General features: G+C 62.2%; 13 protein-coding genes. 10 read left to right on the forward strand and 3 right to left on the reverse strand.

What is annotated here, in order from left to right:
- The first annotated feature begins 104 nt into the window (after window positions 1–104).
- Window positions 105–977 carry a thioredoxin gene (gene trxA, locus GIW28_RS14775; protein WP_236446720.1) on the forward strand — a complete coding sequence of 291 codons (873 nt, stop codon included), beginning with the start codon at window positions 105–107 and terminating at the stop codon, window positions 975–977.
- Here trxA and GIW28_RS14780 read toward each other — a convergent pair.
- A complete protein-coding gene (locus tag GIW28_RS14780) occupies window positions 974–1,315 on the reverse strand; it encodes a hypothetical protein (protein WP_017135988.1) in 342 nt (113 codons plus the stop codon). The two genes, trxA and GIW28_RS14780, sit on opposite strands and share 4 nt — an antisense overlap.
- A 131-nt stretch (window positions 1,316–1,446) precedes the next feature.
- Here GIW28_RS14780 and GIW28_RS14785 point away from each other — a divergent pair, with 131 nt between their 5' ends.
- The 5 genes from GIW28_RS14785 to GIW28_RS14805 all read left to right on the forward strand — a co-directional run bounded on the left by GIW28_RS14785 (window position 1,447) and on the right by GIW28_RS14805 (window position 5,512).
- On the forward strand, window positions 1,447–2,058 hold the full coding sequence (locus GIW28_RS14785; protein ID WP_236446719.1) for a DUF2796 domain-containing protein: 612 nt from the start codon (window positions 1,447–1,449) through the stop codon (window positions 2,056–2,058).
- A 149-nt stretch (window positions 2,059–2,207) separates the two neighbouring features.
- A complete protein-coding gene (locus tag GIW28_RS14790; protein ID WP_236446717.1) occupies window positions 2,208–2,918 on the forward strand; it encodes an ABC transporter ATP-binding protein in 711 nt (236 codons plus the stop codon).
- 1 nt (window position 2,919) lies between these two features.
- Window positions 2,920–4,185: an ABC transporter permease gene (locus tag GIW28_RS14795; protein ID WP_056861908.1), complete on the forward strand. Its 1,266-nt coding sequence runs from the start codon at window positions 2,920–2,922 to the stop codon at window positions 4,183–4,185.
- Window positions 4,186–4,196: 11 nt separating this feature from the next.
- Window positions 4,197–4,718, forward strand: a complete 522-nt coding sequence (locus GIW28_RS14800) for a DUF3299 domain-containing protein (RefSeq protein WP_056861907.1) — start codon at window positions 4,197–4,199, stop codon at window positions 4,716–4,718.
- Window positions 4,719–4,813: 95 nt separating this feature from the next.
- Window positions 4,814–5,512: an OmpW/AlkL family protein gene (locus GIW28_RS14805; RefSeq protein ID WP_017135983.1), complete on the forward strand. Its 699-nt coding sequence runs from the start codon at window positions 4,814–4,816 to the stop codon at window positions 5,510–5,512.
- 157 nt (window positions 5,513–5,669) lie between these two features.
- Here GIW28_RS14805 and GIW28_RS14810 read toward each other — a convergent pair whose 3' ends face one another.
- Complete coding sequence (locus GIW28_RS14810) at window positions 5,670–6,554, reverse strand: sugar nucleotide-binding protein (protein ID WP_017135982.1); 885 nt, start codon at window positions 6,552–6,554, stop codon at window positions 5,670–5,672.
- 167 nt (window positions 6,555–6,721) lie between these two features.
- Here GIW28_RS14810 and GIW28_RS14815 point away from each other — a divergent pair, with 167 nt between their 5' ends.
- On the forward strand, window positions 6,722–10,969 hold the full coding sequence (locus tag GIW28_RS14815) for an Lhr family helicase (protein ID WP_236445963.1): 4,248 nt from the start codon (window positions 6,722–6,724) through the stop codon (window positions 10,967–10,969).
- Between the two features lie 112 nt (window positions 10,970–11,081).
- Here the strand turns inward: GIW28_RS14815 and GIW28_RS14820 are convergent, their stop codons facing one another.
- Entirely contained in the window at window positions 11,082–13,190 is a 2,109-nt protein-coding gene (locus GIW28_RS14820) for a mechanosensitive ion channel family protein (protein ID WP_236445965.1), read from the reverse strand.
- Window positions 13,191–13,431: 241 nt separating this feature from the next.
- Between GIW28_RS14820 and GIW28_RS14825 the strand changes: the two genes are divergently transcribed.
- Genes GIW28_RS14825 through GIW28_RS14835 form a run of 3 tightly spaced genes read left to right on the forward strand, consistent with a single transcriptional unit; the run spans window position 13,432 to window position 16,416 of the window.
- On the forward strand, window positions 13,432–14,211 hold the full coding sequence (locus GIW28_RS14825) for an endonuclease/exonuclease/phosphatase family protein (RefSeq protein ID WP_138449343.1): 780 nt from the start codon (window positions 13,432–13,434) through the stop codon (window positions 14,209–14,211).
- Window positions 14,208–15,470, forward strand: coding sequence for a cardiolipin synthase ClsB (gene clsB / locus GIW28_RS14830; protein WP_236445968.1), 1,263 nt, complete (start codon window positions 14,208–14,210; stop codon window positions 15,468–15,470). Before GIW28_RS14825 ends, clsB begins: the two co-directional genes overlap by 4 nt.
- Entirely contained in the window at window positions 15,460–16,416 is a 957-nt protein-coding gene (locus GIW28_RS14835; RefSeq protein WP_177033899.1) for a lysylphosphatidylglycerol synthase domain-containing protein, read from the forward strand. Before clsB ends, GIW28_RS14835 begins: the two co-directional genes overlap by 11 nt.
- Window positions 16,417–16,447 lie beyond the last annotated feature (31 nt).

Raw genomic sequence — 16,447 nt, forward strand, 5'->3', positions numbered from 1 at the left:
GTGGAGCGCATTCTCCAGTAGGGGCTGGCTTGAACTCATCATGCTTTCAGCCAACCTCGCCAGCCCTTATAGTTGCCCCATTCCCGCTTTATTCGAGACGCCCCATGAGTGAGCCCACGCCGTACATCTTCGACGCCACCACTGCTACGTTCGACCAGGCAGTGATTCAGAACTCATTCGAAAAACCCGTGCTGGTGGATTTCTGGGCCGAGTGGTGCGCGCCGTGCAAGGCATTGATGCCGATGCTGGCGAAAATCGCCGAGAGTTATCAGGGCGAGTTGCTGCTGGCCAAGGTCGATTGCGAGGCCGAGCAGGACATCGTCGCGCGTTTTGGCATTCAAAGCCTGCCCACGGTGGTGCTGTTCAAGGACGGCCAGCCGGTGGACGGGTTTGCCGGGGCACAACCGGAGTCAGCCGTGCGAGCGATGCTGGAACCCCACGTAAAGATGCCGCCACCGAAGGCGGCTGACCCGCTGGAACAGGCCCAGGCGTTGTTTGCCGAAGGCCGTATCAGCGATGCAGAGGCCGTGCTGATGGCGCTGCTGGGCGAGGACAACACCAACGCCGCCGCGCTGATTCTGTATGCACGTTGCCTGGCCGAACGCGGTGAATTGGGCGAAGCTCAGGCTGTACTCGACGCGGTGAAAAGCGACGATCACAAAGCCGCCCTCGCCGGCGCCAAGGCGCAAATCACCTTCCTGCGCCAGGCCGCCGACCTGCCGGATGCCGCCGACTTGAAAAGCCGCCTGGCGCAAGACCCGCAGGACGATGAAGCAGCCTATCAACTGGCGATTCAGCAACTGGCGCGCCAGCAATACGACGCCGCGCTGGAAGGCCTGCTCAAGCTGTTTATCCGCAACCGCAGCTACAGCGAAGGCCTGCCGCACAAGACGTTGCTGCAGGTGTTCGAACTGCTGGGCAATGACCACCCGCTGGTCACGGTGTACCGTCGCAAGTTGTTCGCCGCGCTGTATTAATCGCCGATCCAGCTGTACAGCGGCGTATCCCCGCCGCTGGCCACTTTCACACTGGCACTGTGGCGCAGCCGTACCAGCAGGCGTTTGCCTGAGGCTGCATCACCGGCCAAGCCTTCAAGCTGATCAAGCAACTCAAGCCCATTAAGTTGCCCGGCCTTGCGCAACAGATCCTGGGCGTTCTGCCACAAATCATCGTTGTGTTTGACCGGCGCAACAGCCGGCGCGCTCGGCGCCGGTGTTGCCTGCAAGTGCTCGCCCAGGCGCGCCCAATCGCCGTCATCGAGTTCCAGGGTCAAATCCACCGGCAAGTCACCGACGGTTCCACGAATTCGCAACATCGCTCTTACTCCCGCAGTTTTCCGACCCGCATGCTCCCACGCGACTTGCGCAACGCCAAGCGGGCGTTCAAACTGGCGCGAATATTGTTATAAGATCACATAACAAAACTTTCATCTTATGGAGCTTTCTCATGCGCCGTCTGCTGCTTGCCTTGCCGTTTGCCCTGCTGCCCCTGGCCATCGCCCACGCCGCCGATGAACACGATCATGAGCATGAACACGGCAGCCTCGGTGCCCACGAACATGGTGTCGGCCGCCTCAATGCGGTACTCGACGGCCAGGCGCTTGAGCTGGAATTCGACAGCCCGGCCATGAACCTTGTGGGCTTTGAACATAAGGCCACCACGCCTGCCGACAAAGCCAAGGTCGCCGCCGCACGCAAGCAGCTGGAAAACCCACAGGCGCTGTTCAAGCTGCCCAAATCTGCCGGTTGTGTGATCAGCACCCAGGAACTCAACAGCCCGTTGTTTGGCGATAAGCCTGAAGCCGACCATGATGAGGACGATGACGACCACGCCACCGACGGCAAAGGCGCTGCCGCCCACGAACATCATCACGACCACAGCGAAATCCACGCGCACTACCAGTTCACCTGCGCCACGCCGACCGCGCTGAGCAACCTCGACCTGACCCAAGTGTTCAAGACCTTCCCTGCCACCCAGAAGATTCAGGTACAACTGATCGGCCCAAGCGGCCAGCAAGGTGTTGAAGCGACGGCCACGACCGCCACTCTTAAATTCTGATTTGAAACACGGTCAATGTGGGAGCTGGCTTGCCTGCGATAGCGGTATAACAGACACATCGATATTGAATGTGCCGCCGTCATCGCAGGCAAGCCAGCTCCCACATTGGATCGGCGCCACGCTCTACAACCAGGCGATATTGATTTCACATGACCCAAGCACTGATCGAACTGTCTGACCTGGGCTTCAACTGGCCCGGCCACCCGCAGTTGCTGGATATCCCCGCGTTCCGCCTGGAAGCGGGGGAAACTTTGTTTCTCAAAGGCCCGAGCGGCAGTGGCAAAACCACCTTGCTCGGGCTGTTGGGCGGCGTACAGAAACCCAGCCGTGGCAGCATTCGCCTGCTCGGCCAGGAGCTGACCGAACTCTCGGCCGGTGCCCGCGACCGCTTCCGCGTCGATCACACCGGCTATATTTTTCAGCAATTCAACCTGCTGCCGTTTCTCTCAGTGCGCGAGAACGTCGAACTGCCGTGTCACTTTTCCAAACTGCGTGCGCAGCGGGCAACTCAGCGTCACGGCAGCGTCGACCAGGCCGCCGCGACCTTGCTGGCGCATTTGGGCTTGAAGGACAAAGACCTGCTGGAACGCCGTGCCGACTCGCTGTCCATCGGCCAGCAACAACGCGTTGCCGCCGCCCGCGCCTTGATCGGCCAACCGGAACTGGTGATCGCCGACGAACCCACCTCAGCCCTCGATTACGACGCCCGCGAAGCGTTCATTCAGCTGCTGTTCGCCGAATGCCGCGAAGCAGGCGCCAGTCTGTTATTCGTCAGCCATGACCAGAGCCTCGCGCCGCTGTTCGACCGCCACCTGTCGCTGGCCGAACTCAATCGCGCCGCCACGCCCGCAGAGGTTTGAGATGTATTTGTTCCGTCTAGCCATGGCCAGCCTGGCTAACCGCCGCTTTACCGCGATCCTCACCGCCTTCGCCATCGCGCTTTCGGTGTGCCTGTTGCTCGCCGTGGAACGCGTGCGTGTGGAAGCGCGCAACAGTTTCGCCAGCACCATCAGCGGCACTGACCTGATCGTCGGCGCCCGTTCCGGCTCGGTCAACTTGCTGCTGTACTCGGTATTCCGCATCGGCAACGCCACCAATAACATCCGTTGGGACAGCTTCGAGCACTTCGCCGCCAGCCCGCAGGTGAAATGGGCGATCCCGATTTCCCTCGGCGACTCGCACCGTGGCTATCGGGTGATGGGCACCAACGCGTCCTACTTCGAGCATTACCAATATGGCCGCAAGCAGAACCTCGAACTGGCCAGCGGCCGTGCTTTCGCCACTGACCCATTCGAAGTGGTGCTCGGCGCCGAAGTGGCGGATGCGCTGCACTACAAGCTCGGCGACAAGCTGGTGCTGGCCCACGGTGTAGCAGTGGTTAGCCTGGTCAAACACGACGATAAACCGTTTACCGTGGTCGGCATTCTCAAGCGCACCGGCACGCCGGTGGACCGCACGCTGCACATCAGCCTCGGCGGTATGGAGGCGATCCATATCGACTGGCACAACGGCGTGCCGGCCCAGGGCAAAGGCCGTATCAGTGCCGACCAGGCACGCAACATGGACCTCACGCCGCAAGCGATCACTGCGTTTATGCTCGGCCTGAACAACAAGATTTCCACCTTCGCGCTGCAACGCGAGATCAATGAATTCCGAGGCGAGCCGATGCTGGCGATCCTGCCGGGCGTGGCGCTGCAAGAGCTGTGGAGCATGATGGGCACCGCCGAAAAAGCGCTGTTCGTGATCTCGCTGTTCGTGGTACTGACGGGCTTGATCGGTATGCTTACGGCGATCCTCACCAGCCTCAATGAACGCCGCCGCGAGATGGCGATTTTGCGCTCGGTGGGCGCACGGCCGTGGCACATTGCGACACTGCTGATCTTCGAAGCCTTCGCGCTGGCTTTGTCGGGCGTCGTGGCGGGCGTGGGTCTGCTGTACGTGTGCATCGCCGCGTCGCGCGGGTATTTGCAGGCCAACTACGGCCTGGACCTGCCGATGTCGTGGCCGAGTGAATATGAATGGACCTTGCTCGCCGGTATCCTGGCCGCCGCGCTGTTGATGGGCAGCGTGCCCGCGTGGCGCGCCTATCGGCAATCGTTGGCCGATGGCCTGTCCATACGTTTATGAGGAAGCAGTCGATGCGTCGTGCCCTGTTTGCGCTGTTGCTGCTGGTGGTGGTGCCCGCCTGGGCCGACGAGCAGCCCAAGGACCTGTCGTGGCAGGAAATGATTCCACCGGACGCGCCGCCGGAAATCCCCAATATGAAACCGCTGCACGACCTGTCGAACATGGCTGATGCGCTCTCGGTGGAAGCGGCGCCTGCGGCCAAACAGGAACTGCCCAACGCGCCGGTGGTGCAGAGCCTGAACGGCAAGCACATCCGTTTGCCGGGCTATATCGTGCCGCTGGAAGTCAGCGAAGAAGGCCGCACCACCGAGTTTTTGCTGGTGCCGTATTTCGGCGCGTGCATCCACGTACCGCCGCCGCCGTCGAACCAGATCGTGCATGTAAAAAGCGAAGTCGGCGTGAAGCTTGATGAGCTGTATCAGCCGTATTGGATCGAAGGTGCGATGCAGGTCAAGCCGTCTTCCAGTGAGCTGGCCGACGCCGGTTACCAGATGGATGCCGAGAAGATTTACGTCTACGAACTGCAGGAGTAACGCTGATCGAGCTTTCATTGAGCTGAGTCAAAAGATCGAACGGAACGATCTTTACCATTGGACGTACAACTTTTAAACGTCCTTTTGGAGCTCCCATGAACAAGTCTCTGCTCGGCGCGTCCCTCTTCGCGCTTGCCCTCGCCGCCCCTGTCGCACACGCTCACGAAGCGGGTGACATTCTGATTCGTGCCGGTGCAATCACCGTGAACCCGAAAGCAGACAGTGGCCATGTGAAGGTTGACCAGGGGCCATTGGCCGGCACCAACCTGGGCGGCAAGGCGACCATGAGCAGCGACACCCAACTGGGCCTCAACTTCGCCTACATGATCACCAACCACATCGGTATCGAACTGCTGGCCGCCACGCCGTTCGAGCATGACGTGAAGATCAAGAACACCGCCCTGGGCGCCGCCAACGGCAAGCTCGGTACGCTCAAGCACCTGCCGCCGACCTTGAGCGTCGTGTACTACCCGCTGGACAACAAGTCCGCGTTCCAGCCGTATGTAGGCGCCGGTATCAACTACACCTGGATCTACGACGAGCACGTTGGCAGCCGCGCCGAACAAGCTGGCTTCAGCAACTTCAAGGCTGAAAACTCCTGGGGCTGGGCCGCGCAGATCGGCGCCGACTACATGATCAACGACAAGTGGATGATCAACGCCCAGGCGCGTTACATCGACATCAGCACCAAGGCGACTGTGGATAACAATGCGCTGGGCCAAGGCACACGCGCCAAGGTCAATGTGGATGTTGACCCGATGGTTTACATGGTGGGTATTGGTTACAAGTTCTAAACAACACGGCATATGCCAATGTGGGAGCTGGGCTTGTGTGGGAGTCGGGCTTGCCCGCGATACAGGCACCTCGGTGTATCAGTGATACCGCGGTGATGCTATCGCAGGCAAGCCAGCTCCCACACAAGCCCAGCTCCCACATTTTTTTGTGTTGCCTTCAGCTATGTCGGTAGAACCGATCCAGCAACGCCGGCAACCCCGCCCGCCACGCCCGTGGCTTGATGCCGAAGGTGTGGAGGATTTTCTTGCAGGCCAGCACCGCGTGCTGCGGCTCGTCCGCCGCATCCGGCCGGGCCGCGTGGGCCTGGGCGGTGGGCGACTCGATCGCCAGCGGATGAAAATTGCGCGCTTCAGTAAGGATCGCCTGCCCCAGCGCCAACGGCGTGGTCGCTTCGTGGCCGGCGTAATGATAGGTGCCCCACAGCGGCGCCGCGCAATCGAGCTGTTTAAGCACTGAAATGATCACCCGCGCCGCATCGTCCACCGGCGTCGGGTTGCCGCGCCGGTCATCGGCCATCAGCAATTCATCCGGCTTTTCGGCACGGGCCAGGAAGCGCCCGAGGGTGCCATCGACACTGTCATCCAGCAGCCAGCCAAAGCGCAGCAGCACATGTTGCGGGCAGGTGGCGCGCACGCTCTGCTCGATCCGCCATAACGCCTGGCCGCGCAAGCCCAGGGGCACCGGTTCGTCTTTTTCGCTGTAGGCGGTGGCACGAGAGCCATCGAACACGCGGTAGCTGGACGGTTGCAGCAAGGTGATGTTGTGGTGCTGGCACAGTTCGGCCAGGCGTTCGATGGCGAACTCCTGCGCGGCCAAACGCGTTTCGCTGACCGCTTCGGCCTGGAACCAGTCGAAATAGTAGGCGAGGTTGATCAGCGCATCGGGACGGGTGTCGTCGAGCAATTGGGTGAGGCTCGCGGCATCCCAGCCGTCTTGGGGCGGTTTAGGTGCGAGGAAACCGATGTCTTCCTCTGCACCGAGGCGAATCAGCGCCTGCCCGAGGGCATTCCCGCCGCCCAGTAACATAAGGCGCATTCGCATAGATTGAGCAGGCCCGGTCTGTTTGGAACGATGGTTATTATCGGCAGGCGTGTGCGCCTTGCCGTAGGTTGTTGCCAGAATCGTTGCATTTTGCGGGTTTGTAGCGCAACCGTCACGGACAAAGTACCTGATTGCAACTTGTTGGCATGGGCAGTATCAATCAATAGATGAACCTTCCTGAATCAACCGACACGGTATTGGACGGCTTCCACCCCGCCGTCAGTGCCTGGTTTGGCAACACCTTTCCCTCGGTGACCGGCGCCCAGGCCCAGGCGTGGCCGCTGATCCGTCAACGCCGCTCAACCTTGATCGCCGCGCCCACAGGCTCCGGCAAGACCCTGACTGCGTTCCTGGCGGTGCTCGATGACCTGGTGCATCAAGGCTTGGCCAACGGTGGGCAACTGCCGGACGAAACGCTGGTGGTGTACGTGTCGCCGCTCAAGGCGCTGTCCAACGATATCCAGATCAACCTGCAAAACCCGCTGGCCGGCATCACCGCGCAATTACAGGCGCAGGGCTTGCCGCCGCTGACTATTCGCACCGCCGTGCGCACCGGCGACACCCCGCAAAAAGACCGCGCACAAATGCGCAAACGGCCGCCGCATATCCTCGTCACCACGCCGGAATCGCTCTACGTGCTGCTGGGCTCGGACTCCGGTCGGCAGATGCTGGCCAGCACGCGCACGGTGATCGTCGACGAAATCCACGCCATCGCCGCCGGCAAGCGCGGCAGCCACCTGGCCCTGAGCCTGGAGCGCCTGCAAGGGTTATGCAGCGAGCCGTTGACCCGCGTCGGCCTGTCGGCCACGCAAAAGCCTATCGAGGCGGTGTCACGCTTTTTGGTCGGCAGCGGGCGTGAGTGCGCCATCGTCGATATCGGCCACGCACGCCCCCGCGACCTGGATATCGAAGTACCACCGGTGCCGCTCTCGGCGGTGATGGCCAACGATGTGTGGGAATTGGTCTACGACCGCCTCGCCACGCTGGCCCGCAAGCACCGCACTACGCTGGTGTTCGTCAACACCCGGCGCCTGGCCGAACGCTTGGCCCGGCACTTGAGCGAGCGTTTGGGCAAGACCGCTGTGGCCGCGCACCACGGCAGCCTGGCCAAAGAGCTGCGCCTGGACGCCGAGCAACGGCTCAAGGCCGGTGAACTGCAAGTGCTGATCGCCACCGCGTCGCTGGAGTTGGGGATTGATATCGGTGAGGTCGACCTGGTGTGCCAGATCGGCTCGCCCGGCTCCATCAACGGTTTTCTGCAAAGGGTCGGGCGTTCCGGTCACCAGGTCGGCGGCACGCCCAAGGGGCGACTGTTCGCCACCACCCGTGATGATTTGATCGAATGCGCCGCCCTGCTCGACTGCGTGCGGCGCGGCGAACTGGACACCTTGCACATCCCCATCGCCCCGCTGGACGTGCTGGCCCAACAAATCATCGCCGAAGTCAGCGCCCGCGAATGGCCGGAACAGGCATTGCTGGACCTCATCCGTCGCGCCTCGCCCTACGCCGCACTCGATGAACGCCACTACCAGGCACTGCTGCACATGCTCGCCGACGGCTATAACGGCCGCCAGGGCATCCGCAGTGCCTACCTGCACCGTGACGCCGTGACCCACACCCTGCGCGCCCGCCGTGGCGCCAAACTCACCGCCGTGACCAGCGGTGGCACCATCCCCGACAACGCCGACTACAGCGTATTGCTGGAGCCTCAGAGCCTGAACATCGGCAGCGTCAACGAAGACTTCGCGGTGGAGAGCATCGCCGGGGATATCTTCCAGCTCGGTAATACGTCCTACAGAATCCTGCGGGTAGAAAGCGGCAAGGTACGTGTCGAAGATGCCCACGGCCAGCCGCCGACCATCCCCTTCTGGCTGGGTGAAGCACCGGGGCGCAGCAACGAGTTGTCGTCGGCAGTCGCACGTTTTCAGGGGCAGTTGGACGCTCTGCTCAGCACCACGCCCGGTGACCTGCAACCCGCGCAAGACTGGCTCACCGCCAGCCTTGGCCTGAACCGCGCCAGCGCCGAGCAGATCCTTGATTACCTGGCCCGTGCGCGCCTGGCGCTGAGCGCATTACCGTCCCAGGACACATTGATCATGGAACGGTTTTTCGATGAGTCCGGCGGCACTCAGTTGATCATCCACACGCCGTTCGGCAGCCGCATCAACCGTGCGTGGGGCCTGGCGCTGCGCAAGCGTTTTTGCCGCACGTTCAACTTTGAATTGCAGGCAGCCGCCAGTGAGAATGCAATCGTGCTGTCGCTGTCCACCAGCCACAGTTTTGAGCTGGATGAAGTGTGGCGCTATGTGAACAGCAACAGCGCCGAACACCTGCTGATTCAGGCCGTATTGGATGCACCGCTGTTTGGCGTGCGCTGGCGCTGGAATGCCGGTGTGGCCCTGGCGTTGCCGCGCTACACCGGCGGGCGCAAGGTGGCGCCGCAGATCCAGCGCATGAAAAGCGAAGACCTGATCGCCAGCGTGTTTCCCGACCAGATTGCCTGCCTGGAAAACCTCGCCGGCGAGCGCGAAGTCCCCGAACACCCGCTGGTTGAGCAAACCCTCGACGACTGCCTGCACGAAGCCATGGACAGCGAAGGTTGGCTGACGCTGTTGCGGCGCATGGAGCGCGGCGAAGTGCGCCTGATCAGCCGCGACCTGCCTGCGCCCTCGCCCATGGCCGCCGAAATTCTCAGCGCGCGGCCCTACACTTTTCTCGACGACGCACCGCTGGAGGAACGCCGCACCCAGGCCGTGCTCAACCGTCGCTGGAGCGACCCTCGCAGTACCGACGACCTCGGCGCGCTGGACGCCGAGGCCATTGCCGGCGTGCGTGAAGAAGCCTGGCCCGCGCCCAATGGCCTGGATGAAATGCATGAAGCGCTGATGAGCCTGGCCTGTATCGCCGACAACGAAGTCACGCCGCAATGGGCCGAGTGGTTGCATGCCTTGGCCAAGGGCGGGCGCGCCCATCAACTGGACAATGGCCTGTGGGTAGCGGTAGAGCGCTTGAGTTGCCTGCAAGCGATCTATCCGAATGACTTGCCGTTGTTGCCGGGCTTCGATGAGCCCTGGACCTTTGACGATGCACTGGCCGAAGTGCTGCGCGCGCGCCTCGGCGGTTTCGGCCCATTGAGTCTGGTCGAGATCGCCACGCCGTTGGCGCTGCCGGTCGCGGATATCAGCCAGGCACTTGCGCGCCTGGAGCAGGAAGGCTATGTGCTGCGCGGCCGTTTCAGCCCCGGCGCCACCCAGGAACAATGGTGCGAGCGGCATTTGCTCGCGCGTATCCATCGCTACACAGTCAAGCGCCTGCGCCGGGAAATCGAGCCGGTGGCGCTGCAGGATTTCATGCGCTTTCTGTTCGATTGGCAGCACCTGTCCGACGGTACTCGCGGCCAGGGCAGCGCAATGTTGCCGCAGATTGTCGGGCAGTTCGAAGGTTACGCCGCCGCCACCTCGGCCTGGGACAGCGACTTGCTCAGTGCGCGGCTCAAGGACTATTCCTCCACCTGGCTCGACGACCTGTGCCGCAGCGGCAAACTGGTATGGACGCGCCTGAGCCACAAGGCCGGCGCCCTGGCACTGCGCAGTACGCCGGTGGTGTTGCTGCCGCGCAGCCAAGTGCCGTTGTGGAGCGGGCTGACCGAACCGACCGACAGCACCACGCTGTCGCCCAAGGCGCAAAAAGTCCACCTGGCGCTGCGTGAACACGGCGCGCTGTTTTTCGACGAACTGGTGCATGAAGCCCACCTGCTGCGCAGCGAACTGGAAACCGCCTTGCAGGAACTGGTGGGCGCGGGGCTGGTGAATGCCGACAGCTTTGCCGGGCTGCGGGCCTTGACCACGCCCGCCAGCAAACGCCAGGCACGCAGCAGCCGGCGTGGGCGCGGGGCGTTTATTGGCGGCATGGACGACGCCGGGCGCTGGGCCTTGTTGCGCCGCTCGCCCAGCGCCGCCGGCCCGCATTCGGCCGAGACCCTGGAGCATGTGGCGATGACCCTGCTGCGCCGTTATGGCGTGGTGTTCTGGCGGTTGCTGGAGCGGGAGGCCGACTGGCTGCCAAGCTGGCGCGAATTGCTGCGCACCTTCCATCGCCTGGAAGCGCGGGGTGAGATTCGCGGCGGGCGGTTTGTGAGTGGTTTGGCCGGGGAACAGTTTGCGCTGCCGGAAGCGATTCCACTGTTACGCGAGGTACGCCGTCGCCCACATGACGGCAGTTTGATCGCGGTGTGCGGGGCGGACCCATTGAACCTGGTGGGCACCTTGTTGCCAGGCAGCAAAGTGCCGGCGGTGAGCGGCAATCGGATTGTGTATCGCGATGGCTTGCCGGCGGCGGTGATGGTCGCGGGTAAGCAGCAGGTGTTGCTGGAGGAGGACTTGCAGGCGGTGCAGGAGAGGTTGATCAGGCGCTGATACCTGTATGGACCTTGCCGGCCTCATCGCGGGCAAGCCCGGCTCCCACAGGGGAATGCATTCCAACGGTGGGAGCTGGCTTGCCTGCGATGAGGCCGGAACAGTCATTACATCATTGAGGCCTGTGCTGCTCGGTCACCACCACCGCACCCGGCACCTCCTCACCCGCCTCATCCACATGCGCCGAACGCTTGGGCAGCCAAACCTGCTGTGGATAAGTTTGCGCGAAGTGCACCTCATCACAGTTATCCACAAGTTTTTTCAGGCGCTGGTTAAACGCCCGGCTCACAGCATATTGCCCGCCCGACACGGTACGGAACTGCGCCGTCAGCACCACGCCGTTGAGGTCCATCTTGTCGACCCCAAACACTTCCAGCGGACCTTGCAGGTTGTACTTGAGGAACACATCGTCGCGGATCGACTGCCCCGCCTCACGGATCAGCTCCACAGCCTTGTCCACGTCGGTGTCGTAGGTGAACTGCACCGAGAAGAACGCATAGGCAAACTGCCGCGACTGGTTGGTGACCGCCTTGATCTGCCCGAACGGCACCGAGTGCACAAACCCCTTGCCGTCTCGCAGGCGCAGGGTGCGGATGGTCAGGCCTTCCACGGTGCCGGCATGGCCGGAGTCGAGCACTACCCAATCGCCGATCGACAGCGTGTCTTCAATGATGATGAACAGGCCGGTGATCACGTCCTGCACCAACTGCTGGGAGCCAAAACCGATGGCCAGGCCGACCACACCGGCACCGGCCAGCAGAGGTGCGACATTGATGCCCAGGTTAGCCATGGTGGTGATCGCGCAGATCACCACCAGCACGATCTTCACCGCATTGCGCAACAACGGCAGGATGGTTTTGACCCGTGTACTCGGCTGGCGACTGGAGCGCTTGTTGACCGGCGGCTTCAAGGCTTCCTGGATCGCCGTGTCGAGCACCACCCAGAACAGCCAGGTCACCAGTAGGATCAGGCCGATGCTACTGAGAGAATCGCTGATCGCCCGGCCTACCGAGTTACGCTGGGCAAATTCGAACAGCGACACCCCCCAGATACGCCCAAGGACTTCGATAAACGCGATGGCCATGGCGATGCGCAGTATTGCGTGCAGCAGGCTGAGGAAGCGCTCTTTGTAGGCGCTGCTGCGCTGGATCGCCACCTGGCTGCGGGACTTGAACAGGTGTTGCAACACCGTGCTGAGAAACACTGTGCCGATCAACAGAATCGTGGTGAACAGCGCGCAACGCAAAGCTTTCTGGTTATCGTCGCCGGCGCCGATCAGGTTGATCGCCGAGACCAGCACCATCAACAGAATCGGCCAATACCACAGCCCGGAAAACACTCGCAGCGATTGCTGCAGCGCCGGGTGTTTGAGGCGCTGGGCCAGCGGCCGATTGCGGATCAGGTGCGCGACCGGACGGCGCAGGCGCACCACCAGCACGCCGAAAATCACCGCTGCAAACAGGCCGGTAAACACTGCGATGCTGCTGGTGATATTGCCGCCCAACTGGCGCGCGATCTGCGGGCTGGTCAGGGCATCGCTGAGAGCGGCGAGAAAGCCGATCAGGAACAGCGGCTTGGGGCAATAGTTGCGAATAATCTGCACAGCCGGGCGTTTGTGGCCGACGTTGAACATGACGATGACGCACAACAGCATCGACGTGGAGAAGATGCCGCTGCTGGTGGCATAGGCAAAACACAGCGCCAGCGCACGGCCTATGGAGCTGGGTAAAAAGTGGCTGACGTAAAGCGTCAGCGGCAGGCAGATCAGGGCTGGAATCGTGTAGGGCACCACGTAGCCAAGAACGCCCTGCAGACGCTCGCGCTGTGCAACGAAACGCCGCCGACCGAGGCGTTGCACGCTAAAGCGCCCGAGCAGCGTGAGTGCCGCAAAGGCGCCGACCCACACCCCGGACAGCAGCAGGAAGTCACCGGCCACGCTCCACGGCGAGCGTTGGGCGGTTTGATCGACCAGCCGCCCGACTTCATCCGCCGCACGGTCGGCGCGCAGGCGCCAGGCGTCGATGAGGTTCTGGTTGAGGTCGAGTTTGTCTTGCACATCGTCAATGCTGGAGCTGATGGCGCCGAGCAGGCCACCTTCGACCAGCAACTCCGGCTTGGCTGGAGCCTCAGCTGCCGCAGGGGCCGCGGCCGCGGCTTGCAGCGCGCCATTGCCACACACCAACAGCGCGACGAGCAGTAATGCAGTCTTTAGATTCAGCAAAACACCGGGCTCCTTCAGCAGGGTCTGTAAGGAACTGACGGGTTTGAGCGCTGATCGTTCCCACGCTCTGCGTCCATGGGACGCGGAGCGTCCCGGGCTGCGTTACCACGCGGGGCGTGGGAACGATCGGTTAACAGCACCGCCTGTAGGTCACTCGAAACTTTCCGTCAACACCCGCAGTCAGCCAATAACATCAGCCAATAACACAGGCTTCACCCTTTACTTATCCACAGGAGCGATCATGGCTGCGATTGCCGACTGGGTGCCCGTTACGCCCAGCACCGCCATCACCCGCTTCACCGTGCTGACGGTGAATATCCATAAGGGTTTCACCGCGTTGAACCGACGCTTCATCCTGCCCGAGTTGCGTGAGGCGGTGCGCAGCGTGGGCGCCGACATGGTGTTCCTGCAGGAAATCCACGGCACCCATGAGCGGCACCCGCAGCGTTACAGCGACTGGCCGAAGATGCCGCAGTATGAGTTCCTCGCCGACAGCATCTGGCCGCAGTTCGCCTACGGCCGCAACGCGGTCTACCCGCATGGCGACCACGGCAACGCGCTGCTGTCCAAATTCCAGATCATCCGCTACGACAACCTCGACATCTCCCAGAGCGGCCATGAAAGCCGTGGCCTGCTGCATTGCGTGCTGCGCTTGCCGGGCAGCGGCCAAGAGGTGCATGCGATCTGCATGCACCTGGGCCTGCGCGAGGTGCATCGCCAGCAGCAATTGCGTTTGCTGGAGCAGCGCATTGCCGAGATTCCGGCTGACGCGGCGCTGATCGTCGCCGGTGATTTCAATGACTGGCGCCACAAGGCCGACCTGAGCCAAAGCGGGCTCAGGGAAGTGTTTATCGAAGCCCATGGCAAACCGGCGCGCACCTTTCCGGCGCGCCTGCCATTGCTGCCTTTGGATCGCATCTATGTGCGTAACCTGAAGGTGCATAACCCCAGGGCGCTGACGACGCGGCCCTGGTCTCACCTGTCAGACCACGTGCCGCTGTCGGTGGAGATCGAACTATGAATGTCGCCGTGGAACACATTGCCACCGACCAGCCACCGGATGATGCCAAGGCCCGCGACCTGGATTACGGCTGGCAACCGGGCAACCGCATTGAGCTGCTGGAGAACGGCGAGGCGTACTTTCCCGCCGTCTTCGAGGCCATGCGCCGGGCGCAGCGGGAGATCTTGCTGGAGACCTTTATTCTGTTCGAAGACAAGGTTGGCCATGAGCTGCAAGGCATCCTGATTGAGGCGGCGCAGCGTGGCGTAAAGGTCATCGTCAGCCTCGACGGCTTTGGCTGCGGCGAACTGAGCCCTGCCTTTCTCGGTGAGCTGGCCGAGGCCGGGGTGACGGTGCAAATGTTTGACCCGGCAGCGAAGATAGTGGGCATTCGCACCAACTGGTTCCGTCGCCTGCACCGCAAGATTGTGGTGGTGGACGCCGCCGTGGCGTTTATCGGCGGGATCAATTTTTCTGCCGACCACTTGGGTGATTTCGGCCCCGAAGCCAAGCAGGATTATGCCGTGCAGGTAAGCGGCCCGGCCGTGGCGGACCTGCATCATTTCGCCCTCGCCCAAAGTGGCCGCCAGGTGCGCACGCGACGCGGCTGGCGACGGCGCCAGCAACGGCCATCGCTGTGGCCGACGCACACCGACGACGGCCTGGTGCGCCTGATTTATCGCGATAACCTGCAACACCGTGATGATATCGAAGAGGCCTATATACACGCCTTGAGCAAGGCGCAAAAACGCGTGGTGATTGCCAACGCCTACTTCTTCCCAGGCTATCGCCTGCTGCGTGAAATCCGCAATGCCGCGCGACGTGGCGTACAGGTGCAACTGATTATGCAGGGCCAACCCGATGTGCTGCTGGCCAAGCTTGCCGCGCGCATGCTGTATGACTATTTGCTCAAGGATGGCGTAGTGATTCACGAGTATTGCCAACGCCCGTTGCATGGCAAAGTGGCCTTGATGGATGACGACTGGAGCACTGTGGGTTCGAGCAACCTGGACCCATTGAGCCTGTCGCTGAACCTGGAAGCCAACGTGCTGATTCGTGATCGCGCGTTCAATCAACAGCTGTACGAAAGCCTGGAAACACTGGCGCGCAATCATTGCCGGACCATGCCGGAAAAGCGCAAGCCGCGCCTGTGGTTATGGCGATTGACCGTGGGCTTTTTGGTGTTCCATGTCATGCGGCACTTCCCCGCGCTGACGGGCTGGCTGCCAGCACACAAACCGCGCCTCAAGCCTTTCGAGAGCCACACCCATGAGCACTGAAAGCGGCGGCTCGCGGTTCAAGCGCTGGAAGAAACCGCTGACGATCGCGTTTTTTCTGCTGCTGATTGTGCTGTTCACCCTGCTCGCGCGGCGCATCGACTGGAGCGAAGTGCTGCAAACGCTGGCGGCCTTCAAGCTGCGCACGCTGCTGATCGCCGGTGGGCTGACGCTCTGCAGCTTTCTTGTCTACGCCAGCTTCGACCTGATCGGCCGCACCTACATTCGCCAGGATTTGCGTTGGAAGCAGATCCTGCCGGTCGGGATCATCAGCTACGCCTTCAACCTCAACTTGAGCGCGTGGGTCGGCGGCATTGCCATGCGCTATCGGCTGTATTCGCGGCTCGGGGTGAGCACCAGCAATATCGCCAAGATTCTTGGGCTGAGCCTGGCCACCAACTGGTTTGGCTATATGGCCGTGGCCGGAGGGGTATTCAGCAGTGGGCTGGTGACAATGCCGCCGGGCTGGAAGGTCAGCAGCGACGCGTTGCAAGGCATTGGCGTGCTGCTGGTGCTGGCCAGCCTGGGTTACTTGGCGGCGTGCCAGTTTGCAAAGAAACGCGCGTGGTCGATCAAGGGCATCGAGATCAACTTGCCGTCGTTGCGCATGGCCTGTTTGCAACTGGCACTCGGTGCGTTGAATTGGTCGTTGATGGCGGCGGTGATCTTTACGTTGCTGCCCGCCAAGCTGGACTACCCGCTGGTATTGGGCGTGCTGCTTATCAGCGCGATTGCCGGGGTGATCACCCATATCCCGGCCGGGCTCGGTGTGCTGGAAGCAGTGTTTATCGGGCTGATGCAGCATGAGGCGTCGCGGGGCAGTTTGCTTGCAGGGCTGATTGCCTACCGGGCGATCTATTTTATTTTGCCGCTGTTGGTGGCGGTGGTGATGTACCTGGCGGTGGAGGCCAAGGCCAAGGCGTTGCGGGTCAAGAAAACACCGGCGTGAACGGTGTCGGCAGTTCGATCGCAATCGCGGG

This window comes from Pseudomonas sp. PA-5-4B (assembly GCF_021606215.1).
Taxonomy (GTDB): Bacteria; Pseudomonadota; Gammaproteobacteria; order Pseudomonadales; family Pseudomonadaceae; genus Aquipseudomonas; species Aquipseudomonas edaphica.